22 protein-coding genes are annotated in these 20,911 nt (G+C 61.0%); 10 read left to right on the top strand and 12 right to left on the bottom strand.

What is annotated here, in order from left to right; all coding sequences use genetic code 11:
* Nucleotide 1 precedes the first annotated feature (1 nt).
* The gene (locus Q7C33_RS26855; RefSeq protein ID WP_030140145.1) at nt 2-379 is read left to right on the top strand and encodes an NUDIX hydrolase; all 378 of its coding nucleotides are present in this window, start codon (nt 2-4) and stop codon (nt 377-379) included.
* A gap of 84 nt (nt 380-463) precedes the next feature.
* On the opposite strand, the gene Q7C33_RS26850 is transcribed toward Q7C33_RS26855, so the two are convergent.
* Both Q7C33_RS26850 and Q7C33_RS26845 read right to left on the bottom strand, forming a co-directional pair.
* Nucleotides 464-649: a hypothetical protein gene (locus tag Q7C33_RS26850; RefSeq protein WP_198797208.1), complete on the bottom strand. Its 186-nt coding sequence runs from the start codon at nt 647-649 to the stop codon at nt 464-466.
* 69 nt (nt 650-718) lie between these two features.
* Entirely contained in the window at nt 719-1,306 is a 588-nt protein-coding gene (locus Q7C33_RS26845) for a TIGR00730 family Rossman fold protein (RefSeq protein ID WP_407684433.1), read from the bottom strand.
* Nucleotides 1,307-1,647: 341 nt separating this feature from the next.
* Here Q7C33_RS26845 and azu point away from each other — a divergent pair, with 341 nt between their 5' ends.
* The gene (gene azu / locus Q7C33_RS26840) at nt 1,648-2,094 is read left to right on the top strand and encodes an azurin (protein WP_030140142.1); all 447 of its coding nucleotides are present in this window, start codon (nt 1,648-1,650) and stop codon (nt 2,092-2,094) included.
* A 184-nt stretch (nt 2,095-2,278) separates the two neighbouring features.
* Here azu and nadE read toward each other — a convergent pair whose 3' ends face one another.
* The 3 genes from nadE to Q7C33_RS26825 form a co-directional block, all read right to left on the bottom strand.
* Nucleotides 2,279-3,106 carry an ammonia-dependent NAD(+) synthetase gene (gene nadE / locus Q7C33_RS26835; RefSeq protein ID WP_030140141.1) on the bottom strand — a complete coding sequence of 276 codons (828 nt, stop codon included), beginning with the start codon at nt 3,104-3,106 and terminating at the stop codon, nt 2,279-2,281.
* 4 nt (nt 3,107-3,110) lie between these two features.
* The gene (gene pncB / locus Q7C33_RS26830) at nt 3,111-4,337 is read right to left on the bottom strand and encodes a nicotinate phosphoribosyltransferase (protein ID WP_030140140.1); all 1,227 of its coding nucleotides are present in this window, start codon (nt 4,335-4,337) and stop codon (nt 3,111-3,113) included.
* Nucleotides 4,338-4,452: 115 nt separating this feature from the next.
* Complete coding sequence (locus tag Q7C33_RS26825; RefSeq protein WP_407684432.1) at nt 4,453-5,361, bottom strand: LysR family transcriptional regulator; 909 nt, start codon at nt 5,359-5,361, stop codon at nt 4,453-4,455.
* 180 nt (nt 5,362-5,541) lie between these two features.
* Here Q7C33_RS26825 and amaB point away from each other — a divergent pair, with 180 nt between their 5' ends.
* From amaB to Q7C33_RS26785, 8 genes are all read left to right on the top strand, one after another.
* Nucleotides 5,542-7,032 carry an L-piperidine-6-carboxylate dehydrogenase gene (amaB, locus tag Q7C33_RS26820; protein ID WP_407684431.1) on the top strand — a complete coding sequence of 497 codons (1,491 nt, stop codon included), beginning with the start codon at nt 5,542-5,544 and terminating at the stop codon, nt 7,030-7,032.
* 92 nt (nt 7,033-7,124) lie between these two features.
* On the top strand, nt 7,125-8,408 hold the full coding sequence (amaA, locus tag Q7C33_RS26815; protein WP_030140137.1) for an L-pipecolate oxidase: 1,284 nt from the start codon (nt 7,125-7,127) through the stop codon (nt 8,406-8,408).
* A 370-nt stretch (nt 8,409-8,778) separates the two neighbouring features.
* A complete protein-coding gene (locus Q7C33_RS26810) occupies nt 8,779-9,915 on the top strand; it encodes a branched-chain amino acid ABC transporter substrate-binding protein (RefSeq protein WP_030140136.1) in 1,137 nt (378 codons plus the stop codon).
* 163 nt (nt 9,916-10,078) lie between these two features.
* Entirely contained in the window at nt 10,079-10,993 is a 915-nt protein-coding gene (locus Q7C33_RS26805) for an ABC transporter permease subunit (protein ID WP_030140135.1), read from the top strand.
* Nucleotides 10,994-10,995: 2 nt separating this feature from the next.
* Nucleotides 10,996-12,276, top strand: a complete 1,281-nt coding sequence (gene livM / locus Q7C33_RS26800; RefSeq protein ID WP_030140134.1) for a high-affinity branched-chain amino acid ABC transporter permease LivM — start codon at nt 10,996-10,998, stop codon at nt 12,274-12,276.
* The gene (locus Q7C33_RS26795) at nt 12,273-13,145 is read left to right on the top strand and encodes an ABC transporter ATP-binding protein (protein WP_030140133.1); all 873 of its coding nucleotides are present in this window, start codon (nt 12,273-12,275) and stop codon (nt 13,143-13,145) included. The genes livM and Q7C33_RS26795 overlap by 4 nt, the downstream gene beginning before the upstream one ends.
* Nucleotides 13,142-13,858 (top strand): ABC transporter ATP-binding protein, encoded by a 717-nt coding sequence (locus Q7C33_RS26790; protein WP_030140132.1) that lies wholly within the window; start codon nt 13,142-13,144, stop codon nt 13,856-13,858. The genes Q7C33_RS26795 and Q7C33_RS26790 overlap by 4 nt, the downstream gene beginning before the upstream one ends.
* Nucleotides 13,859-14,709: 851 nt before the next feature.
* Entirely contained in the window at nt 14,710-15,474 is a 765-nt protein-coding gene (locus tag Q7C33_RS26785) for an SDR family oxidoreductase (protein WP_030140131.1), read from the top strand.
* A gap of 137 nt (nt 15,475-15,611) precedes the next feature.
* Here the strand turns inward: Q7C33_RS26785 and Q7C33_RS26780 are convergent, their stop codons facing one another.
* The 7 genes from Q7C33_RS26780 to Q7C33_RS26750 all read right to left on the bottom strand — a co-directional run bounded on the left by Q7C33_RS26780 (nt 15,612) and on the right by Q7C33_RS26750 (nt 20,840).
* On the bottom strand, nt 15,612-16,745 hold the full coding sequence (locus Q7C33_RS26780) for an AGE family epimerase/isomerase (RefSeq protein ID WP_407684430.1): 1,134 nt from the start codon (nt 16,743-16,745) through the stop codon (nt 15,612-15,614).
* 181 nt (nt 16,746-16,926) lie between these two features.
* The gene (locus Q7C33_RS26775) at nt 16,927-17,499 is read right to left on the bottom strand and encodes a HupE/UreJ family protein (RefSeq protein WP_407684429.1); all 573 of its coding nucleotides are present in this window, start codon (nt 17,497-17,499) and stop codon (nt 16,927-16,929) included.
* 32 nt (nt 17,500-17,531) lie between these two features.
* Nucleotides 17,532-18,146 carry an urease accessory protein UreG gene (gene ureG / locus Q7C33_RS26770; protein ID WP_003197309.1) on the bottom strand — a complete coding sequence of 205 codons (615 nt, stop codon included), beginning with the start codon at nt 18,144-18,146 and terminating at the stop codon, nt 17,532-17,534.
* Between the two features lie 9 nt (nt 18,147-18,155).
* Complete coding sequence (locus Q7C33_RS26765; protein ID WP_407684428.1) at nt 18,156-18,830, bottom strand: urease accessory protein UreF; 675 nt, start codon at nt 18,828-18,830, stop codon at nt 18,156-18,158.
* Nucleotides 18,827-19,327: an urease accessory protein UreE gene (gene ureE / locus Q7C33_RS26760; RefSeq protein WP_030140127.1), complete on the bottom strand. Its 501-nt coding sequence runs from the start codon at nt 19,325-19,327 to the stop codon at nt 18,827-18,829. The genes Q7C33_RS26765 and ureE overlap by 4 nt, the downstream gene beginning before the upstream one ends.
* A gap of 272 nt (nt 19,328-19,599) precedes the next feature.
* The gene (locus Q7C33_RS26755) at nt 19,600-20,232 is read right to left on the bottom strand and encodes a TetR family transcriptional regulator (protein WP_030140126.1); all 633 of its coding nucleotides are present in this window, start codon (nt 20,230-20,232) and stop codon (nt 19,600-19,602) included.
* A 155-nt stretch (nt 20,233-20,387) separates the two neighbouring features.
* Nucleotides 20,388-20,840, bottom strand: coding sequence for a hypothetical protein (locus Q7C33_RS26750; RefSeq protein ID WP_407684427.1), 453 nt, complete (start codon nt 20,838-20,840; stop codon nt 20,388-20,390).
* Between the last annotated feature and the right edge of the window lie 71 nt (nt 20,841-20,911).

Here is a 20,911-nt window from a genome sequence, read left to right as displayed (position 1 = left end):
CATGTTCCCGGTATCGATCAAAGGTGTGCTGCAATCCCCAGAAGGCCTGGTTGTGCTGATGCTCAACGAGCGGGACGAATGGGAACTGCCCGGCGGGCGGATCGAACTGGGTGAAACGGCGCCGCAATGCCTGGCCCGGGAGATTGCCGAGGAACTGGCGGTCGAGGTCAGCGTAGGAGAGCCACTGGATTCGTATCTGTTCGAGGTGATCCCAGGCAAGCACGTTTTCATCTCCACCTACCGCTGCCAATTGCTGGGCGGTTTCGTGCCGGTGATCAGTCACGAGCACAAGGAGATCGGGATGTTCGAACCGGGGCGATTGCCGGCCAATTTGCCTGAAGGCTATCGGTTGTCGATCGTCAAGGCGTTGGGGATATAGGGGGTTTGCAAGGGCCGGCAGCGAGGCTGCCAGCCCTGGACACAAACCGTTGGACCGGATCGATCATCGGTCCAAGTGGGGATTTCAGGCGTCGGGTGCCTGATCTTTCGGTGCATCGACATCAGCTTCTGCCGCCACGTCGCCTTCGGCATCCGGGTTCAGTGCTGCTTCTTCTGCGCTGGCTTTCTTGCGCTGGAGCTTTTCCTCTTTCTTCTGCTCCTTGGCCAAGTCTCTCTGACGTTTGGCGAAGGAATAATTGGGTTTGGCCATGGGCGATCCTCTGGGGTCGAAGGTGAGGTTTGAGCGGCGCGTATTCTGCCCTGTATCGGGGTCGAGACGTTAGTTGGGTTTTTGTTCGGCCCACTTCGGCTGGATCGATGGCTGCCATTCGTCCAGCGCGTCGAGCAGGTTTTGCGGTGAGTCGCTCACTTGCAGCATGTCACGATGGGGCGCACGGATGAAACCCTCGCCGACGATATGATCCAGAAAGCCGGTGAGCTTGCTGTAGAAGCCGTTCACTTCCAACAGACCCAGCGGTTTGCCGTGGTAGCCGAGCTGGCCCCAGGTCCAGACTTCGAACAGTTCTTCCAAGGTGCCGAGGCCGCCAGGCAGGGCGATGAAGGCGTCGCTGAGTTCGGCCATGCGGGCCTTGCGCGCGTGCATGCCGTCCACCACTTCCAGGCGCGTCAGGCCACTGTGGCCGATTTCCTTGTCCTTCAGGCTCTGCGGGATGATGCCAATCACTTCGCCGCCCGCCGCGAGGGCCGCATCGGCGACGATACCCATCAGGCCCACCGCGCCACCGCCATAGACCAGGGTCAGCTTTCGTTCCGCCAACACCCGCCCCAGGGCCTGGGCGGCTTCGCGATAAACTGGGTGGCTGCCGGTGCTGGCGCCGCAAAATACACAAACAGAGGCGATGGACATGCTTTACTCCATGGTCGGTAACCGGTCCAGAGTAAAGCCTGCCCGCTAATGCGCAAGGAAATCAAACCTCGCGGCGGGGTTTTTCATAGGTGCCGCTGGCGCCGCAGGCGTAGGCGGCAAGCAAGCTGCACAACAGGCTGTTGAAGTTCATGACGATCGCTCCAGTAGGTGATGGGGCTGATCATAGGGGCGCGTCATACTTATGGCTGGTTGATTCTGTCCATCAGGCTGATAGGCTTAAGTTGTATACAATCTTTGACACAGGTCATAGGAACTTGTCGGAAAATCAGGCAGTCTTCCCCTTTGACGGAATTTTGTTAACCATGCCTTGGAGATTCATGATGTTCGCCAAACTTGTAGCAGTATCCCTGTTGACGCTGGCTAGCAGCCAACTGATGGCAGCGGAGTGCACGACCACCATCGATTCGACCGACCAGATGTCCTTCAGCACCAAGGCCATCGAGATCGACAAGAGCTGCAAGACCTTCACCGTTGAGCTGACTCACTCCGGCAGCTTGCCGAAGAATGTCATGGGCCATAACTGGGTGCTGAGCAAAGAGGCTGACATGCAGCCGATTGCCACCGATGGCCTGGGCGCTGGTATCGACAAGAACTACCTCAAGGAAGGCGATGCCCGCATCATTGCCCACACCAAGATTATCGGTGCCGGCGAGAAAGATTCGGTGACCTTCGACGTGTCGAAACTCAGCGCTTCCGAGAAGTACGGTTTCTTCTGCTCGTTCCCAGGCCATATCTCGATGATGAAAGGCACGGTTACCCTGAAGTAATCAATTTTCAGGCACAAAAAAAGCGCCCCCATGCAGGGCGCTTTTTTCATACCAGGCAAAAAATCGACCCCTGTGGGAGCGAGCCTGCTCGCGAAAGCGGTGTGTCAGTCAGCAATGATGTCGCTGATGCGACGCCTTCGCGAGCGGGCTCGCTCCCACAGGGATTGTCACACCGTCGCGGTGATTACGGCGCGTACGGCATCACGCGCTTGTGCTCGGTCTTGCGATAGGTGTCGCAAATAATCTTCGCGGCTTCTTCGCGGATCGGTTGGCCGTGCAGGAACGCGTCGATCTCGCCGTAGGTCACGCCATGGGCAGCTTCGTCCGGCTTGCCCGGCGACAAGTCTTCGAGGTCGGCGGTGGGGACTTTTTCCACCAATGATTCTGGCGCGCCAAAGTCACGGGCAATGGCCCGAACCTGGTTTTTCACCAGCCCGCTCAGCGGGGCCAGGTCGCAGGCGCCGTCACCGAACTTGGTGAAGAAACCCATGACCGCTTCAGCCGCATGGTCGGTGCCGATCACCAGGCCTTGCTCGGCGCCGGCGATGGTGTATTGCGCCACCATGCGCATCCGCGCCTTGGTATTGCCCAGCACGAAATCCCGCGAGCCGGGCCCCTTGCCTTCGAATGCGAGGACTTCCTTGGCCAGCGCCTTGACCGCCGGGCCGATGTTTACCGTGTGGCGCTCATCCGGCTCGATGAAATCGACACAAGCCTGGGCTTCGTGCTCGTCGAACTGCGTTTCATACGGCAGGCGCACGGCGATGAACTTGTACGCCGCGTTGCCGGTTTTCTCCCGCAGCTCACGCACGGCACGTTGGGCCAACAGGCCTGCGGTCAACGAATCAACGCCGCCGCTGATACCCAGCACCAGGCTCTTGAGCCCTGAATTGACGAGGCAATCCTGGATGAAGCTCACCCGGCGAGCGACTTCGGCCTTGAGGGCGGCGTCATCGGCGAACGGTGGCTGGACGTTGAGCTGTTCAGCTATCTCACGCTGTACGGCTTGCATGAATTCACTCCTTGCTTGATGTGCCAGTAAGGGCGGCAGGTACTTGGAAAACATGTCGCATATAGGCGACGAAATTCGGGTCCTTGCAGTGGGTCTTGCCGGGCTCGTCTGAAATCTTGGCCACGGGTTGCCCGTCACAGCTGATCATTTTAAGCACGATGCTCATGGGCTCCACGCCTGGAATGTCGCAGGTCAGGTTGGTCCCGATACCGAAGCTCACATTAATGCGACCACGCAACGCCCGAAAAATCTCCAGGCATTTGGGCAATGTCAGGCTGTCGGAGAACACCAGGGTCTTGCTCATCGGGTCGATGCCCAACTGGTGATAGTGGGCGATGGCTTTTTCCGCCCAGATCACCGGGTCGCCCGAGTCATGGCGCAAGCCGTCGAACAGCTTGGCGAAGAACAGATCGAAGTCCTTGAGGAAGGCGTCCATGGTGATGCAATCGGTCAGTGCGATGCCCAGCAGGCCTCGGTATTCGCGGACCCAGCAGTCGAGCGCGGCGATCTGGCTGTCGATCAGCCGAGGGCCCAGTTGCTGATGGGCCATGATCCACTCGTGGGCCATGGTACCCAGGGGTTTCATGTCCAGCTCCCGGGACAGATGCACGTTGCTGGTGCCGACGAAGCGTCCGGGGAAGTCGTGCTTGAGCACGTTCACCACTTCTTCCTGGGTTCGGTAGGAGAACCGACGGCGGGTACCGAAGTCGGCCACTTGTAGCTCGGATAGTTCATCGGCGCTGGCGTTGGCGCTCAGCCAGTCGAACTTGCGATAAAGCTGTTCCCGCGCCTGCTCCAGCACGATTTCACGGTAGCGATAGCGGTTGCGCACCTCGCTGACGATGGACAGCAATGGCACTTCGAACAGGATCACATGCAACCACGGCCCGCGCAGACGGATGAACAACTCACCGTTTTCGATGCCGGTGTGCACGTAGCGCAGGTTGAAACGAAACAGGCCCAGGAAACGCAGGAAATCCGGTTTCATGAAGCTGATGCGCTCCAGGAAGCTCAACTGGTCTGCGCTCAGGCTCAGCTCGGCCAGGCGCTCGATCTGGAAGCGGATCTCCGCCAGGTACGGACGCAGGTCCTCGCTATTACGGCAACGAAACTCCCATTCCACTTCGACGTTAGGGTAGTTATGCAGCACCGCCTGCATCATCGTCAGTTTGTAGAAGTCGGTGTCGAGCAGGTTCTGCACGATGCGATCGGCAAACACGCTCTCGCTCATAACGGCAATCTCCAGACAAGTAGCTGCGGCGGCAGCGGCACGGCAGTTCATGGTGAAAGGGCTAGTGGCGCATAACCCTCATAGGTATTGCCAGTGTTTTTTTGTGGCGAGGCGTCTATTGCGGTGCATCAGCATTGTCGATCTGCTCAAGCATCCACTCCACAAAAAGCCGCACCTTGGGCACCTCCGCCGAATGTTCCGGATACGCCAGGTAATAGGCGTTGGTGCTGGGCATCGCATGTTGCCAGGGGATGACCAGTTTTCCGTCGGCCAGTTCTTCCTCCACCAGGAACCTCGGCAGCAACGCAACGCCGCAGCCGACCTGGGCGGCGCGGATGCACATGTAAAAGGTTTCGAAGCGCGGCCCATGGTAGCTGTGTTCGGTGTGGTAGCCCTGGTCATCGAACCAGTCGTGCCAGGCCTGGGGTCGCGAGGCGTTTTGCAACAGGACCAGGTCGGCCAGTTGCGTAGGATCGGTGAAAGGCTGCTCCGGCAGGCTGCCCGGTGCGCAGACGGGCACCAGTTCTTCGCCGAACAGCTTCAAGGACTCAGTCCCGGGCCGTGAGGCCTGGCCGAAATAGAACGCCAGGTCGCTGCGCCCCTGCTGCAAGTCGTCGGCCTCCTGCTCGCTGCAGAGATCCAAGTGAATGCTCGGATGACGCAGGCGCCAACCCTTGAGGCGAGGGACCAGCCAGCGGGCTCCAAATGTCGGCGGCGTGGAGACTCGTAGTACTTCGGTGTCGCCTCCGTAGGATCGCAAGTAATGAGTCGACATCTCCACTTGGGTGAGGATTTTTCGTACTTCGCCCAAATACAGATCCCCAGCAGGCGTCAGCTGCAAGCGTCGACGCACGCGCCGGAACAGCAGGTGCTGCAGTAGCTCTTCCAGCTGCGCGACCTGTTTGCTGACGGCGCTCTGGGTCAAGTTCAGCTCTTCGGCGGCGCGGGTGAAGCTCAGGTGGCGGGTCACTGCTTCGAAGCACTGCAATGCTGTAATCGACGGCAAATAACGTTTATTGAGCATGACGGGGCCTTGGTTCTGGTCGCTCTGCTTGTCCCGTGATCAGGTCAGCATGAATAAACGGAATGATATCTCGCTTAAAGGTCGTTTGTTGGCAAGTCTCGGGCCAGCTACAACTACAGGTCTGATCAGCCGTGTTCATCCGGCTGCCAACCCATTGTCTTTCGCTTGAGGAATTTCCCCATGATTGCTGCATTGCTTGATCGTCTCGGCGTCGCCCCGGCCCTGTACCAGAACGGCACACAGCCTGTGCATTCGCCCATCGATGGCAGTCGCATCGGTGCGGTGAGCTGGGAAGGCGCTGCTGAAGTCGAGCAGCAGGTCAGTCGGGCCGAGCATGCGTTCGACCTGTGGCGCAAGGTGCCGGCGCCCCGTCGTGGCGAGTTGGTGCGCCAGTTCGGCGACCTGCTGCGTGAATACAAGGCCGACCTCGGCGAGCTGGTGTCGTGGGAAGCGGGCAAGATCACCCAGGAAGGCCTGGGCGAAGTGCAGGAGATGATCGACATCTGCGATTTCGCCGTCGGCCTGTCGCGCCAGTTATACGGCCTGACCATCGCGTCCGAACGTCCTGGGCATCACATGCGTGAAACCTGGCACCCGTTGGGCGTGGTCGGTGTGATCAGCGCCTTCAATTTCCCTGTGGCGGTCTGGGCCTGGAACACCACGCTGGCCCTGGTCTGCGGCAACTCGGTGATCTGGAAGCCTTCGGAAAAGACGCCGCTGACCGCCCTGGCGTGCCAGGCGCTGTTCGAGCGCGTGCTGAACAATTTCAGTGATGCGCCGCCGTACCTGAGCCAAGTGATCATCGGCGGCCGCGATGCCGGCGAAGCCTTGGTCGACGACCCGCGCGTGGCGTTGATCAGCGCCACCGGCAGTACTCGCATGGGGCGCGAAGTGGCGCCGAAAGTCGCGGCGCGTTTCGCCCGCAGCATCCTCGAGCTGGGCGGTAACAACGCCATGATCCTGGCCCCGAGCGCTGACCTGGACATGGCCGTGCGCGCCATCCTGTTCAGCGCCGTCGGCACTGCCGGGCAGCGTTGCACCACTTTGCGCCGGCTGATCGCCCATGAGTCGGTGAAGGAAGAAATCGTCACCCGCCTCAAGGCCGCCTATTCCAAGGTGCGCATCGGTCATCCACTGGAAGGCAACCTGGTGGGGCCGCTGATCGACAAGCAAAGCTACGAGAACATGCAGGACGCGCTGGAGCAGGCGCTGAGCGAGGGCGGGCGGGTGTTCGGTGGTAAACGCCAGCTCGAAGCCCAGTTCCCGAATGCCTATTACGTCTCGCCCGCCATCGTCGAGATGCCGGAGCAGAGCGACGTGGTGCGCCACGAAACCTTCGCGCCGATCCTTTATGTGGTCGGCTACAAGGATTTCGCCGAAGCGCTGCACCTGAACAACTCCGTGCCCCAAGGCCTGTCGTCATGCATCTTCACCACCGACGTGCGTGAAGCCGAGCAGTTCATGTCGGCGGTGGGCAGCGACTGCGGCATCGCCAACGTCAACATCGGCCCGAGCGGCGCGGAAATCGGCGGCGCCTTCGGTGGCGAAAAGGAAACCGGCGGCGGTCGCGAATCCGGCTCCGATGCATGGCGCGGCTACATGCGCCGCCAGACCAACACCGTGAACTACTCGCTGGAGTTGCCTTTGGCGCAGGGGATTACTTTCGATTAAGCAGCTTCAGGCCACAAGCTGCAAGCCTCAAGCAAAATCAGCTTGCAGCTTGTGGCTTGCCCCTTGCAGCTGCTCCTGACCAGGAGCTGGCAATGCCGTTACGCGAAGAATGTCTGTGGGAAAAACTGACGCCACAAAGGCCTGAAAACGCTGCGCTCACCGGCGAGGTCACGGTGGATGTCTGCATCATCGGCGCCGGCTTCACCGGGCTGTCGGCGGCGGTGCATTTGCTGGAGCAGGGCAAGCGTGTCGCGGTGGTGGAGGCGCATCGGGCCGGGCACGGTGGGTCGGGGCGCAACGTCGGGCTGGTGAACGCCGGGATGTGGATCCCGCCGGACGACATTGAAGCCGGGTTCGGCGAGGCGGTGGGCAGCCAACTCAACCGTATGCTGGGCGCCGCGCCGGCGTTGGTTTTCAGCCTCGTCGACAAGTACGACATCGATTGCCAACTGCGCCGCGAAGGCACCTTGCACATGGCCCATAACGCCCGGGGCGAGGCGGACCTGCGCAGCCGCGAGGAACAGTGGAAACGCCGTGGCGCCCCGGTTGAATTGCTCACGGGTCAAGCCTGTGCCGATGCCACCGGCACCGACAAGATCGCCGCCGCGCTGCTTGACCGACGGGCCGGCACGCTCAATCCGATGGCCTATGCCAGTGGATTGGCCAAGGCTGCCAAGGATCATGGCGCCCAGATGTTCGATCACTCGCCTGTCACGCGGCTGGAACGCCAAGGCCAACGCTGGTCGGTGCAGACCGCCGAGGGTTCGGTGCTGGCCGAGCAAGTCGTGGTCGCCTCCAACGCCTACACCGAGGGCGACTGGACCGAACTGCGGCGTAACTTCTTCCCCGGCTATTACTACCAGGTTGCCTCGGTGCCGCTGGACGACGAGGCCGCCCGCCGCATCCTGCCGGGCGGGCAGGGCTCCTGGGACACCCGCCAGGTGTTGAGCAGCATTCGCCGGGACAAGGACGGTCGTTTGCTGCTGGGCAGCCTGGGCAACGGCAATCGCAAGCCCACCTGGTTCCTCAAGGCTTGGGCCGATCGGGTGCAGCAGCACTATTTCCCTTATCTCAAGTCGGTGGAGTGGGAATGCACCTGGACCGGTTGCATTGCCTTTACCCCCGATCACCTGATGCGCCTGTTCGAGCCGGCGCCCGGCCTAGTGGCCGTTACTGGCTACAACGGCCGGGGAGTGACCACCGGCACCGTGGTCGGCAAGGCCTTTGCCGATTACCTGTGCCATGGCGACGCCAAGGCCTTGCCGATTCCCTTCGCGCCCATGCAGCCGTTGGTCGGGGTTGGCTTGCGCAGTTGCCTCTATGAGGCCGGCTTTTCGCTGTATCACGCGGGCCAGTGCTTGCGGATCGTCATCTGATTGTTGAAAAGTGTTACGGTCTGCGGCGTTTTCCCGCCCAGCGTCTAGCCTGTTATGGTGCGGGTTGTAGCAGCCCTGCACCGACAGTGTGCAGTTCGGTGACGCCGGTTGTTACACAGTGGTTGCACGCCGTTTCGCGCAGCGGTTGCAATGATGGCTCATGGAGGGTTTCACCTACTTGTAAATAAGGTTGCACCTCGTGCGGTTTAGACGGTTGCACGCCCTGTGAAAAAGGGCCCGAAACAGTCGAAATAACAATAAAGCAGCGACTTTTTTCAGAATAAAAAACCGATGGCACGGCCCTTGCTCTGAGCTTTTCAGTGAAGTGAAGTCGCAGTGCCAACTAAAAAAAACCTTGGAGCACCACCTCATGTCCCAGACGTTTTACAAGAAAGGTTTCCTGGCCCTCGCAGTGGCAACTGCGCTGGGTGTTTCTGCGTTTGCTCAAGCTGATGTGAAATTGGGTGTGGCGGGGCCGATGACCGGTGCCAACGCTGCGTTTGGCGAGCAGTACATGAAAGGTGCGCAGGCAGCGGCCGATGTCATCAACAAAGCGGGCGGCATCAACGGTGAGAAGATTGTACTGGTTGCCGGTGACGACGCCTGCGAACCCAAGCAGGCCGTGGCCGTGGCCAACCGCCTGGTTGACCAGGACAAGGTAATCGGTGTGGTTGGGCACTTCTGCTCGTCCAACACCATCCCGGCCTCCGAGGTCTATGACGAAGCCGGCATCATTGCCATGACCCCCGGTTCGACCAACCCGGCCGTGACCGAGCGTGGCCTGAGCGCGATGTTCCGCATGTGCGGTCGTGACGACCAGCAAGGCATCGTGGCTGGCGACTACATCGTCGACGTGCTCAAGGGCAAGAAAGTCGTCGTGCTGCACGACAAGGACACCTACGGCCAAGGCCTGGCGGATGCCACCAAGGCGCAGTTGGCCAAGCGTGGCGTGACCCCGGTGCTGTACGAAGGCCTGACTCGTGGCGAGAAAGACTTCAGCGCAGTGGTCACCAAGATCCGTTCGGCTGGTGCCGACGTGGTCTACTTCGGCGGCCTGCATCCGGAAGCCGGCCCGCTGGTTCGCCAGTTGCGCGAGCAAGGCCTCAAGGACGTGAAGTTCATGTCCGATGACGGCATCGTCACCGACGAACTGGTCACCACCGCTGGCGGCGCGCAATACGTCGATGGCGTGTACATGACCTTCGGCGCCGACCCACGCCTGCTGCCGGACAGCAAGGCTGTGGTGGACGCGTTCCGTGCCCAGGGCGTCGAGCCTGAAGGCTACACCCTGTACGCCTACGCGTCGGTCCAGGCCCTGGCCGCCGGCTTCAACGGCGCCAAGTCCAACAAGGGCGAAGACGCTGCCAAGTGGCTGAAAGCCAACCCGGTGAAAACCGTCATGGGCGAAAAAACCTGGGATGCCAAGGGCGACCTGAAAGTCTCCGACTACGTGGTCTACCAGTGGGACAAGGAAGGCAAATACCACCAGTTGGAAAAACAGAAGTAAGGGCTGAAGCGACCGTCCAAGCCCCTCTGGAGGCCGGGCATTTCCCGGTTTCCCAGGGGCGCGTGCCGGTCGCGCCTGACATTGCTCCGACGTAAATCTGTATTTTCCTTAGAAGAACCGCGCGCCCTTGGGTGTGCAGGTTCTCACTGCGTGAGATTGCGTTATGGATGGTATTTTCCTGCAGCAACTGATCAATGGCCTGACCCTCGGGTCGGTCTATGGTCTGATCGCCATCGGCTACACAATGGTCTACGGCATCATCGGCATGATCAACTTCGCCCACGGCGAGGTTTACATGATTTCCGCTTACCTCGCGGCAATCAGTCTGGCTCTGCTGGCTTACTTCGGTATTGAATCCTTTCCGCTAATGATCCTCGGCACCCTCGTGTTCACGGTCGTGGTCACCGGGGTATACGGCTGGGTCATCGAACGCGTCGCCTACAAACCCCTGCGCAACTCAACCCGCCTGGCACCGCTGATCAGCGCCATCGGCATCTCGCTGATCCTGCAGAACTACGCACAGATCAGCCAGGGCGCCCGCCAGCAGGGTGTACCAACGCTGCTTGAAGGCGCCATGCGCGTCGACATCGGCAGCGGTTTCGTACAGCTCACCTACACCAAGATCTTCATCCTGGTCGCCGCATTCGCCGGCATGGCGCTGCTGACCTACATCATCAAGTACACCAAGCTCGGCCGCATGTGCCGCGCCACCCAGCAAGACCGCAAGATGGCCTCGATCCTGGGGATCAACACCGACCGGGTGATTTCCTACGTGTTCATCATCGGTGCAGCCATGGCGGCCCTCGCCGGTGTGCTGATCACCATGAACTACGGCACGTTCGACTTCTATGCCGGTTTCATCATTGGCATCAAGGCGTTCACCGCGGCGGTACTCGGCGGCATCGGCTCCCTGCCTGGGGCGATGCTCGGCGGGATCATCCTCGGGATCTCCGAGTCGCTGTTCGCCGGTCTGATCAACTCCGACTACAAAGACGTGTTCAGTTTCTCGCTGCTGGTGCTGATTCTGATTTTCCGTCCCCAAGGCCTGTTGGGTCGCCCACTCGTGGCGAAGGTGTAAGTATGTCTGCTGCCAATAAACCGCTTGATATCAAAAAGAGTGTCATCGACGCGATCCTGGCCGGCTTGATCTCGCTGATCGTGTTCGGGCCGATCGTCGGCGTCGTGCTCGACGGCTACAGTTTCAACCTGCAACCGGCCCGCGTGGGCTGGCTGGTGGCGATCGTGATGGTCGGGCGCTTTGCCCTGAGCCTGTTCCTGCAGACCCCCAAGGGACTGAAGATTCTCCAGGGGTTCGAGAGCACCGGATCCGGCGTGCATGTGCTGCCACCGGACTACAAGTCGCGGCTGCGCTGGATCATCCCGGCGCTCATCGTGATTGCCATCGTGTTTCCGTTCTTCGCCAACAAGTACGTGCTCACGGTGGTCATCCTCGGACTGATCTACGTGCTGCTCGGCCTGGGCTTGAACATCGTGGTCGGCCTGGCCGGGCTGCTCGACCTGGGTTATGTGGCGTTCTATGCCATCGGTGCCTATGGTCTTGCGCTGGGCTACCAATACCTGGGCCTGGGTTTCTGGACCGTATTGCCATTGGCGGCCATCGCAGCGGCGATGGCCGGGTGCATATTGGGCTTCCCGGTGTTGCGAATGCACGGTGACTACCTGGCCATCGTGACCCTGGGCTTCGGCGAGATCATCCGGCTGGTGCTGAACAACTGGCTGTCGTTCACCGGCGGGCCGAATGGCATGCCGGTGCCTTCGCCAACATTCATGGGCCTGGAATTCGGCAGGCGCGCGAAGGACGGCGGGGTGCCGTTCCATGAGTTCTTCGGCCTCGACTACAACCCCAACATCAAATTCCTGTTCATCTACATTGTGCTGTTCATCACCGTGCTGCTGGTGCTCTATATCAAGCATCGCCTTACTCGCATGCCGGTCGGTCGCGCCTGGGAAGCCTTGCGCGAAGATGAGATCGCCTGCCGCTCCATGGGCCTGAACCATGTGCTGGTCAAGCTCTCGGCCTTTACCATCGGCGCGTCCACGGCTGGCCTGGCCGGGGTGTTCTTCGCCAGTTATCAGGGCTTCGTCAACCCGTCTTCGTTCACCTTCTTCGAGTCGGCGTTGATCTTGGCGATCGTGGTGCTGGGCGGCATGGGCTCGACGGTCGGCGTGGTGATTGCCGCGTTTGTGCTCACCGTGGCACCGGAGCTTTTGCGCAGCTTCTCTGAATACCGGGTGCTGCTGTTCGGCGTGTTGATGGTGTTGATGATGATCTGGCGCCCACGCGGCTTGATCCGTATCAGCCGTACCGGTGTGACGCCGCGCAAGGGGGTAGCGCCATGAGCGAAGTCGTACTCAAAGTTGAAAACCTGATGATGCAGTTCGGTGGCATCAAGGCCCTCAGCGATGTCAGCCTGCAGGTCAAGCGCAACTCGATCTTCGCCCTGATCGGCCCCAACGGTGCGGGCAAGACCACGGTGTTCAACTGCCTGACCGGTTTCTACAAGGCCTCGGGCGGCAAGATCGAGCTCAACGTGCGTGGCGAACAGACCAACGTGATCAAGCTGCTGGGCGAAGCGTTTCGCCCGACCGACTTCGTCTCGCCGAGGTCCTTTGCCAGCCGGCTGTACTACAAAATGTTCGGTGGCACCCACCTGGTGAATCGCGCCGGTTTGGCGCGCACCTTCCAGAACATTCGCCTGTTCAAGGAAATGTCGGTGCTGGAGAACTTGCTGGTGGCCCAGCACATGTGGGTCAACCGCAGCCTGGTGGCGGGCATCCTCAATACCAAGGGCTACCGCAAGGCGGAAAGCGATGCCCTCGACCATGCCTTTTATTGGTTGGAGGTGGTGGACCTGGTGGATTGCGCCAACCGCTTGGCCGGGGAGCTTTCCTACGGTCAGCAACGCCGTCTGGAAATCGCCCGGGCGATGTGCACCCGTCCGCAGATCATCTGCCTCGACGAACCAGCGGCTGGCCTCAACCCTCAGGAAACCGAAGCGCTGAGCGCGATGATCCGGCTGCTGCGCGACGAGCATGATCTGACCGTGGTGCTGATCGAACACGACATGGGCATGGTAATGAGCATTTCCGACCACATCGTGGTGCTGGACCACGGCAACGTGATCGCCGAGGGCGGTCCCGAGGCGATTCGCAACGATCCGAAGGTGATCGCGGCTTACCTGGGTGCCGATGAAGAGGAACTGGTATGAGTGGACCTATCCTCGAACTCAAGGAGCTGGACGTGTTCTACGGGCCGATCCAGGCCCTGAAGAAAGTCTCGATGCACATTGGCGAAGGCGAGACCGTAAGCCTGATCGGCTCCAACGGCGCCGGCAAATCCACGCTGTTGATGTCGATCTTCGGCCAGCCGCGGGCGGCGGGCGGGCAGATCATCTACCAGGGCGTGGACATTACCCACAAATCGTCGCACTACATTGCCTCCAACGGCATCGCGCAATCGCCGGAAGGGCGGCGGGTATTCCCGGACATGACGGTCGAGGAAAACCTGCTGATGGGCACCATTCCCATCGGTGACAAATACGCCAACGAAGACATGCAGCGCATGTTCGAATTGTTCCCACGCCTCAAGGAACGACGCAACCAGCGGGCCATGACCATGTCCGGCGGCGAGCAGCAGATGCTCGCCATTGCCCGGGCGTTGATGAGCCGGCCGAAGTTGCTGCTGCTCGATGAGCCAAGCCTGGGGCTGGCGCCGATCGTGGTAAAGCAGATCTTCGCGACCCTGCGTGAACTGGCGTCCACCGGGATGACTATCTTCCTGGTGGAGCAGAACGCCAACCATGCGCTCAAGTTGTCGGATCGGGCCTATGTGATGGTCAACGGCGAAATCCGCCTGACCGGCACCGGCAAGGAACTGCTGGCCAACGAAGAGGTGCGCAACGCGTATCTGGGCGGGCATTAGGACGGTTGAAGCAATAAAAAAACCGGCGAGTGAATCGCCGGTTTTTTTATCCCTCCCAAACACCACCAACCCTCTGTGGGAGCGAGCTTGCCCGCGATAGCGGCGGTTCAGTCAACGTCAATGTCGGCTGACCTACCGCCATCGCGAGCAAGCTCGCTCCCACAGGGAATTTATACAGTTCTCAGAATTGTGGACAACAATCCCAGCCCCCTGCGAAACCGCGACATAAAGTCGCCGCAAATAGTTGTTTTGTCACGGTTTTGACTTGTCCCCGTTTGCTGTGGAGCTGGCTGTGAATAACGTGGGAGTAGCTGGCTGGAGGCCTTTGAATACGTGGCTTTCAAGGCTGTGATCGTTTTTTGATCAGGTGTTTTTGGTCAAGCGAGAGTAGCTGTTGTCAACAGTTTTATGAGCAGGGAAATGGGATTGAAAGTCTGCGGGCAGGGCTGTGGATAAGTCTGTGATTAAACTCTGGAAAGACCTCGCTGAGTGCCGTCTTTACTGGCTTGGAGCCATCTAGCATTGAGCGCAGGCTTATAGCAGATAACTCGTGCCGCACAACCTTACTTGCCAGGTCAAGCGAAAAAACTTTCCAAAACCGCCGCAAAGCCTTATGCACAGCGGCTTCCAGCATTTGCAGTTGCCCCCGATTACTGTGGACGTGCCTGTGGATAACGTGCGGGCAATCCGCTGCGGCCCTTGCTGGGCAAGGCCTGGCCCTGGTTGATCGTTTTTTGAACAGCAAGGCGCTAAAGCGATTGATCAAGCCTTGCCCCTGGCGGGCCAGGCCGGGCATGCTGTGGGCCGATTTCCATTCAATGGCTGTTTGAAGCCCAAGCAAGGAGAACACGATGTCTGACACCCTGTTTATCACTGGCGCGACGTCCGGTTTTGGTGAGGCCTGTGCCCGTCGTTTTGCCGAGGCGGGTTGGAAGCTGGTGCTGACCGGCCGTCGTGAAGAGCGCCTCGATGCCCTCTGTGCCGAGCTGTCGAAGCAGACCGAAGTCCATGGCCTGGTATTGGATGTGCGGGATCGCAAGGCCATGGAAGAGGCCATCGCCAACCTGCCGCCATCCTTCGCCAAACTGCGCGGGCTGATCAACAATGCGGGCCTGGCCTTGGGCGTCGACCCGGCGCCCAAGTGCGACCTCGACGATTGGGACACCATGGTCGATACCAACGTCAAAGGCCTGATCTACAGCACGCGCCTGCTGCTGCCGCGCCTGATCGCCCATGGCCGTGGGGCCGGGATCGTCAACCTGGGCTCCATTGCCGGCAACTACCCGTATCCGGGCAGCCACGTGTACGGCGCGAGCAAGGCGTTCGTCAAGCAGTTCTCCCTCAACCTGCGCTGCGATTTGCAGGGCACGGGCGTGCGGGTGAGCAACATCGAGCCGGGCCTGTGCGAGAGTGAGTTTTCCCTGGTGCGCTTTGGCGGCGACCAGGAGCGCTACAACGCGACTTACGCGGGCGCGGAGCCGATCCAGCCACAGGACATCGCCGATACGATTTTCTGGGTACTCAACACGCCGGCGCACATCAACATCAACAGCCTGGAGCTGATGCCGGTGAGCCAGACCTGGGCCGGGTTCGCCATTGAGCGCAACAAGGCCTGACCGCTGACGTACTTGAGTTGGAAATGATGAGCTGTTGTGGCGAGGGAGCTTGCTCCCGCTCGGCTGCGAAGCAGTCGTAAGCTTTTTGGGGCCGCCACGCGGCCCAGCGGGAGCAAGCTCCCTCGCCACGGAACGTGTTACGCCAGGTAGTCGGCCAGCCCGCGATAGCAGGTCAGCAGGTGATACGGCGTGGTGGACGGCATGTCCCGGCGACTGACATTGCCATCGGCGTCGAGGCATTCATTCCAGCCACGGGGATGCAGGAAATGCTGCTGCAACGCTTGCAGCTGTCGCAGCAAGGCGCTGTCGCTCCCCGAACGCAACGTCAATGCCCGCAGGTATTCCGCCTGGGCCCAGATGCGTTGAGTGGCGTCGCGTGGGGTTGTCTGCGGCGCCAGGCCCAGCATCGCACAGACGGCGCCGCAATCCGGATCGACACCTTGTTCTTCAGTAAGGCTGAAGCTGAACTCCAGCGCCGCGTGCAGTTTGCCGCCGCGCAACAAGGGCGATGACGCCAGCAGGAAATACCATTCGAACTGGTGGCCCGGCTCGAACCAGTTATCCACAGCCTTGAGCGGTTTTTCCATCATGACCTTCTGCCCAGGTTCCACGAACTGCCTGGACATGGCGTCACACAGGTTCAGCAAGGCTTGGCGAACATGGGCGTCGTCGCGCACCGAAAGGACCGCAAGGAAGCCTTCAGCCAAGTGCATCAGCGGATTCTGCAGGGGGCCGGATTGGCAGGTCGACCAGTCTCGTCCAAGGCTGGCTTCGTACAGGCCGTCGCCAGTGGCGAAACGTCGGGTGATCACTTCCAGCGCGGCGTTCAACGTCGATTCCACCAACGGCTCGCGAACCTTGCCCCAGTAGTGGGCGCAGGCGAACAGGATGAACGCGTGGGTGTAGAGGTCTTTGCCGGTGTCCAGCGGCGCACCTTGCGGGTCGATGCTGTAGAACCAGCCGCCATGCTCGGCATCGTGGAAATGTCGCTGCAGCGAGCGGAACAGTGCGCTTGCCCGTTCCTCGGCCCGTGGCACTTCGCCAATCAGGCTGGCGAACACATACAACTGCCGCGCACAGGCCATGGCGCGGTAGCGCTGGGGCGGTAGCGGCGTGTGTTCCGCATCGAGGGATTCATAGGGCAACGCCAGTTCGGCATTCCAGCCCGGGCCTTGCCACATTGGCACGATCACGTCGTGAAAATGCTGGCGCACCGTGGTGAACAAGGTGGTCAGTTCAGGCAAAGAGGCGGAGCGGGAAGCATCGGGCATTGGCGGACGTCGTCACAGCGGGGGCGAATGCGCGACATGGTAGCAGAGTGACCGACTCCAGAGAGATGACGCCTGTAAGTCCGTCATCGCGAGCAAGCTCGCTCCCACAGGGTGGGGCGCACACCGATCAATGTGTGGGAGCGAGCTTGCTCGCGATGAGGGCCGGCTGGGCGCTAGAGAATCAACCCGCCAGCAACCAGACCCCAGTCGCCGCCGAAGCCGCCCCGGCCAACCGCACCAATGGCGCCGCCGCGCGTGGCAGCAGCCGCACCAGCGCGAAGCCGGCGCCATGCAGCGCCGCTGTCGCTGCGACAAACCCGATGGCGTAGGCCCAAGGACTCGACATGTCCGGCAATTCCAAGCCATGGGCCACGCCGTGGAACAGCGCAAACAGCGCCGTCGCGCCGACCGCCAGGCTCAACGGTGGGCGCACCGCCAGCGCCACCGCCAGGCCCAGGGCCAGCACCGAGGCAGCGATCCCGCTTTCCAGTGCCGGCAGGTCCAGGCCTTCAAAACCCAGCAGGCCGCCAAGCAGCATCGTGCCGACGAAGGTGCACGGCAGCGCCCAGCGCGCGGCGCCTTGTTGTTGTGCAGCCCACAAGCCGACCGCGAGCATCGCCAGCAAATGGTCGAGCCCGCCGATAGGGTGGCCGAGGCCGGCAATCAGGCCATTGTCGCCATGACCGGGGTGGGCGAAGGCCAGGGCCGGGGTGAGCAGTAGCGCGAGCGCGCCGAAGAGGCGTTTGAATGTCATGAATGAGCTTCCTTGTTATCCGTTGGAAAAAATCAGGCTGCGGTCAGCAGGCCCTGGCGTTCGATGAAGGCGATGATGTCGTCCAGGCCCTGGCCGGTCTTCTGGTTGCTGAACACGAACGGCTTGCCGTTGCGCATCCGCCGGGTGTCGCTGTCCATCATCTCCAGGGACGCCCCCACCAGCGGTGCCAGGTCGATCTTGTTGATCACCAGCAGGTCGGATTTGCAGATGCCTGGCCCGCCCTTGCGTGGCAGCTTGTCGCCGGCCGAGACGTCGATCACATAGATCGTCAGGTCGGACAGCTCGGGGCTGAAGGTTGCCGACAGGTTGTCGCCACCGGATTCCACCAGGATCAGGTCCAGGCCGGGAAAGCGCCGGTTCAACTGGTCCACCGCTTCCAGGTTGATCGAAGCGTCTTCGCGAATCGCCGTGTGCGGGCAGCCGCCGGTTTCCACGCCGATGATCCGCTCCGGCGCCAAGGCTTCGTTGCGCACCAGGAAGTCGGCGTCTTCACGGGTATAGATGTCGTTGGTCACCACCGCCAGGTTGTAGCGTTCCCGCAGGGCCAGGCACAGGGCCAGGGTCAACGCGGTCTTGCCGGAGCCCACTGGGCCGCCGATACCTACGCGCAAGGGTTGTGTATTCATGTGTGTCTCCTAGGAACGGAACAGGCGGCTGTACTGGCGCTCATGGGCCATGCACGCCAGGGACAGGCCAAACGCGGCGCTGCCGTAATGGTCGGGGTCGATAGTCGAGGCGATGTGCTGGGCTTGTTGCAGCAGCGGCAGCAGTTCGCTGGTCAGGCGCTGGGCGGCTTGCTGGCCCAGGGGCAGGGTTTTCATCAGCACCGCCAGTTGGTTTTCCAGCCAGCTCCACAACCAGGCGGCAAGGGCGTCTTCTGGCGTGATATTCCAGGCGCGGGCCGCCAGTGCCCAGCCCAGGGCCAGGTGTGGTTCGCTGCGTTGCTGGAGAAAACCGCGTGCCGCGCTGTCGAGTTCCGGCAGGCCGGTGAGCAGTTGCTGCAACGAGTAGCCCATCTGCCGGCTTTCCTGGTACAGCTCGCGGGTTTCCCGGCTGGCACGGTGCTGTTCACAAAGTCCTAGCAGCGCGTCCCAATTGTTCGCCGCGGCTGCGGTGCAATGGGCCAGGAGCAAGGGCGCTTCAAACCGCGCGAGGTTCAGCAGCATCTGGTCACTTATCCAGCGGCGTGCGTCGTCGGGCGTCTTGATCAGGCCGTTATCCACCGCCATTTCCAGCCCTTGGGAATAGCTGTAGCCGCCAATTGGCAATTGTGGGCTGGCCAGGCGCAGCAGCGCCCAGGCCGGGTTCATGTGCGCACGCCAAATTGATGCAGGCGCGGCGCGTAGTTGAAGTCCTCGTCGCCGTGCCGGGAATGATGATGGCCGCCGCCATAGGCGCCGTGTTCCGGCTGGAACGGGGCCTCGATGGATTCAACGGTGGCGCCCAGTTGTTCGAGCATCGCCTTGAGCACGTAATCATCCAACAGGCGCAGCCAGCCATCGCCCACTTGCAGGGCGACATGGCGATTGCCCAAGTGGTAGGCCGCCCGGGTCAGTTCGAATGCGTTGGCGCAGGTGACATGCAGCAACTGCTCGGGGCGAGCGCAGACCCGCACGATGCGCCCATCCTCGGCTTGCAGGTACTCGCCGTCATGCAGCGGCGGTTGGCCTCGCTCGAGAAACAGCCCGACGTCTTCTCCCTCGGCACTGAAACAGCGCAGGCGGCTTTTACTGCGGGCATCGAAGGTCAGGTGCAACTCGGCGTCCCAGCCCGGTTGAATGTCGATTCTGCGGTGAATCACCAGCATTGGAGTGCTTCCAGCCATGAACAATGCTGTGTTTAGAGCAAGGGGCTTGCCAATAGAAGGGTATGTAGGAAATGGCTGGCGTGGCGTTTCCAAGATGGCTTGGCTGGTGAGTCATCATGGTGCGCTTCGTGATGTTGAGCACCATTTTGCGGCGCTCACAAAGAAACTTGTGGGAGCGAGCTTGCTCGCGATTGCGCCGTATCAGTCACCTTCAATGCTGCTGACAAACCGCAATCGCGAGCAAGCTCGCTCCCACATTGGCCGCATCCGGGTTACTCAGTGCTACCCAATCCGCGCCAGTGCTTCAAGCCTATGAAGATGAACCGCAGTTGCTGGGTAATCTTCGCCTGGGGCGTGAGGTGTTCGGGAAGTGCTTCGGCGGGCGGGTCGATGATGTCCGGCAAGGTGGCGAAAACGCTTTTCACGATGAGATCGGCCATCACGTTCAGGCCGGCAAGGTCCAGGTGCTGCAGTTTCGGCATCAGCGCCAGGTCGGCGGCCAGGTCCGAACTGATGTCCTCGCGCAGTCTCGCGATGGCTTGGCGCACTGGCAGCGAACCGCCATATTGCTCGCGGGCCAGGAACAGGAACTGCGAGCGGTTGGCGTGGACCACGTCGAGGAAAATCCGCACGGAGGCATCAATGATGCCGCCCATGACAAATTCGTTGTGGCGTACCAGTCGGATGGTTTCGCGGAACGTCTGGCCGACTTCACAGACGAGCGCCAGGCCCAGTTGGTCCATGTCGTCGAAATGCCGGTAGAAGCCGGTGGGCACGATGCCCGCGGTCTTGGCGACTTCGCGCAGGCTCAGGCTGCCGAAGCCCCTGCCGCACTCCATCAAATGACGGGCTGCATCCATCAGGGCGTTTCGGGTTTGTTGTTTCTGTTCGGCGCGAGGCAGCATTGCAGGACTGACTTCCGAGTCATGGGACCGATGCACTCTAGCAAATAGGCTTTGGCGTCGTCGAACGGTAGGGCGGGGCCGGGCGGGAAACGAGGCGCTTTAAAAGTCAAAAGCCCGATTCGAGGAATCGGGCTTTTTTCTGGGCCACCATGGGCTCAGCTCACTGTGCTGTTACGTTCGATTACACGGTCACCACCGCCTTCGGCCAGGGTTTGACCAGGAGTGCGATCGGAACCGTCAGCGGCCAGGGTTTGACCAGGAGTGCGATCGGAACCGTCAGCGGCCAGGGTTTGACCGGGAGTGCGATCGGAACCGTCAGCGGCCAGGGTTTGACCGGGAGTGCGATCGGAACCGTCAGCGGCCAGGGTTTGACCCGGAGTGCGGTCGGAGCCATCTGCAGCAAAGGTCTGGCCTTGTGGGGTGCGGTCGGAGCCGTCTTCGACCAAGCCTTTTTGCTCCAGGCGGTCACGGCCACCTTCGGCTACGGTTTGGCTATAGACAGACTGGCTGTCCTTGACCTGTGGCGTGGCTTGTTCGGAAGCTGGCAGGGCAAAAGCGGTCGAAGCCAGCAGTGAAAGGGACAGGCTCATCAGTAATTGGCGTTTCATGATCGTTGCTCCTTGGGAGGGCTAAAAAGTGGGTACGAGGGCAATGCTACTCTCGATAAGTCGATATAAAA

The sequence above is a fragment of the Pseudomonas sp. BP11-1-1 genome (assembly GCF_052112105.1).
In the GTDB taxonomy this organism is placed as follows: domain Bacteria; phylum Pseudomonadota; class Gammaproteobacteria; order Pseudomonadales; family Pseudomonadaceae; genus Aquipseudomonas; species Aquipseudomonas alvandae.
This window is presented reverse-complemented; position numbering and strand designations above follow the sequence as displayed.

Excerpts from the sequence above, each read along its gene's own strand:
- Q7C33_RS26855 (WP_030140145.1), top strand. The coding sequence starts at position 2 with ATGTTCCCGGTATCGATCAAAGGTGTGCTGCAATCCCCAGAAGGCCTG.
- Q7C33_RS26850 (WP_198797208.1), bottom strand. The coding sequence starts at position 649 with ATGGCCAAACCCAATTATTCCTTCGCCAAACGTCAGAGAGACTTGGCC.
- Q7C33_RS26845 (WP_407684433.1), bottom strand. The coding sequence starts at position 1,306 with ATGTCCATCGCCTCTGTTTGTGTATTTTGCGGCGCCAGCACCGGCAGC.
- azu (WP_030140142.1), top strand. The coding sequence starts at position 1,648 with ATGTTCGCCAAACTTGTAGCAGTATCCCTGTTGACGCTGGCTAGCAGC.
- nadE (WP_030140141.1), bottom strand. The coding sequence starts at position 3,106 with ATGCAAGCCGTACAGCGTGAGATAGCTGAACAGCTCAACGTCCAGCCA.
- pncB (WP_030140140.1), bottom strand. The coding sequence starts at position 4,337 with ATGAGCGAGAGCGTGTTTGCCGATCGCATCGTGCAGAACCTGCTCGAC.
- Q7C33_RS26825 (WP_407684432.1), bottom strand. The coding sequence starts at position 5,361 with ATGCTCAATAAACGTTATTTGCCGTCGATTACAGCATTGCAGTGCTTC.
- amaB (WP_407684431.1), top strand. The coding sequence starts at position 5,542 with ATGATTGCTGCATTGCTTGATCGTCTCGGCGTCGCCCCGGCCCTGTAC.
- amaA (WP_030140137.1), top strand. The coding sequence starts at position 7,125 with ATGCCGTTACGCGAAGAATGTCTGTGGGAAAAACTGACGCCACAAAGG.
- Q7C33_RS26810 (WP_030140136.1), top strand. The coding sequence starts at position 8,779 with ATGTCCCAGACGTTTTACAAGAAAGGTTTCCTGGCCCTCGCAGTGGCA.
- Q7C33_RS26805 (WP_030140135.1), top strand. The coding sequence starts at position 10,079 with ATGGATGGTATTTTCCTGCAGCAACTGATCAATGGCCTGACCCTCGGG.
- livM (WP_030140134.1), top strand. The coding sequence starts at position 10,996 with ATGTCTGCTGCCAATAAACCGCTTGATATCAAAAAGAGTGTCATCGAC.
- Q7C33_RS26795 (WP_030140133.1), top strand. The coding sequence starts at position 12,273 with ATGAGCGAAGTCGTACTCAAAGTTGAAAACCTGATGATGCAGTTCGGT.
- Q7C33_RS26790 (WP_030140132.1), top strand. The coding sequence starts at position 13,142 with ATGAGTGGACCTATCCTCGAACTCAAGGAGCTGGACGTGTTCTACGGG.
- Q7C33_RS26785 (WP_030140131.1), top strand. The coding sequence starts at position 14,710 with ATGTCTGACACCCTGTTTATCACTGGCGCGACGTCCGGTTTTGGTGAG.
- Q7C33_RS26780 (WP_407684430.1), bottom strand. The coding sequence starts at position 16,745 with ATGCCCGATGCTTCCCGCTCCGCCTCTTTGCCTGAACTGACCACCTTG.
- Q7C33_RS26775 (WP_407684429.1), bottom strand. The coding sequence starts at position 17,499 with ATGACATTCAAACGCCTCTTCGGCGCGCTCGCGCTACTGCTCACCCCG.
- ureG (WP_003197309.1), bottom strand. The coding sequence starts at position 18,146 with ATGAATACACAACCCTTGCGCGTAGGTATCGGCGGCCCAGTGGGCTCC.
- Q7C33_RS26765 (WP_407684428.1), bottom strand. The coding sequence starts at position 18,830 with ATGAACCCGGCCTGGGCGCTGCTGCGCCTGGCCAGCCCACAATTGCCA.
- ureE (WP_030140127.1), bottom strand. The coding sequence starts at position 19,327 with ATGCTGGTGATTCACCGCAGAATCGACATTCAACCGGGCTGGGACGCC.
- Q7C33_RS26755 (WP_030140126.1), bottom strand. The coding sequence starts at position 20,232 with ATGCTGCCTCGCGCCGAACAGAAACAACAAACCCGAAACGCCCTGATG.
- Q7C33_RS26750 (WP_407684427.1), bottom strand. The coding sequence starts at position 20,840 with ATGAAACGCCAATTACTGATGAGCCTGTCCCTTTCACTGCTGGCTTCG.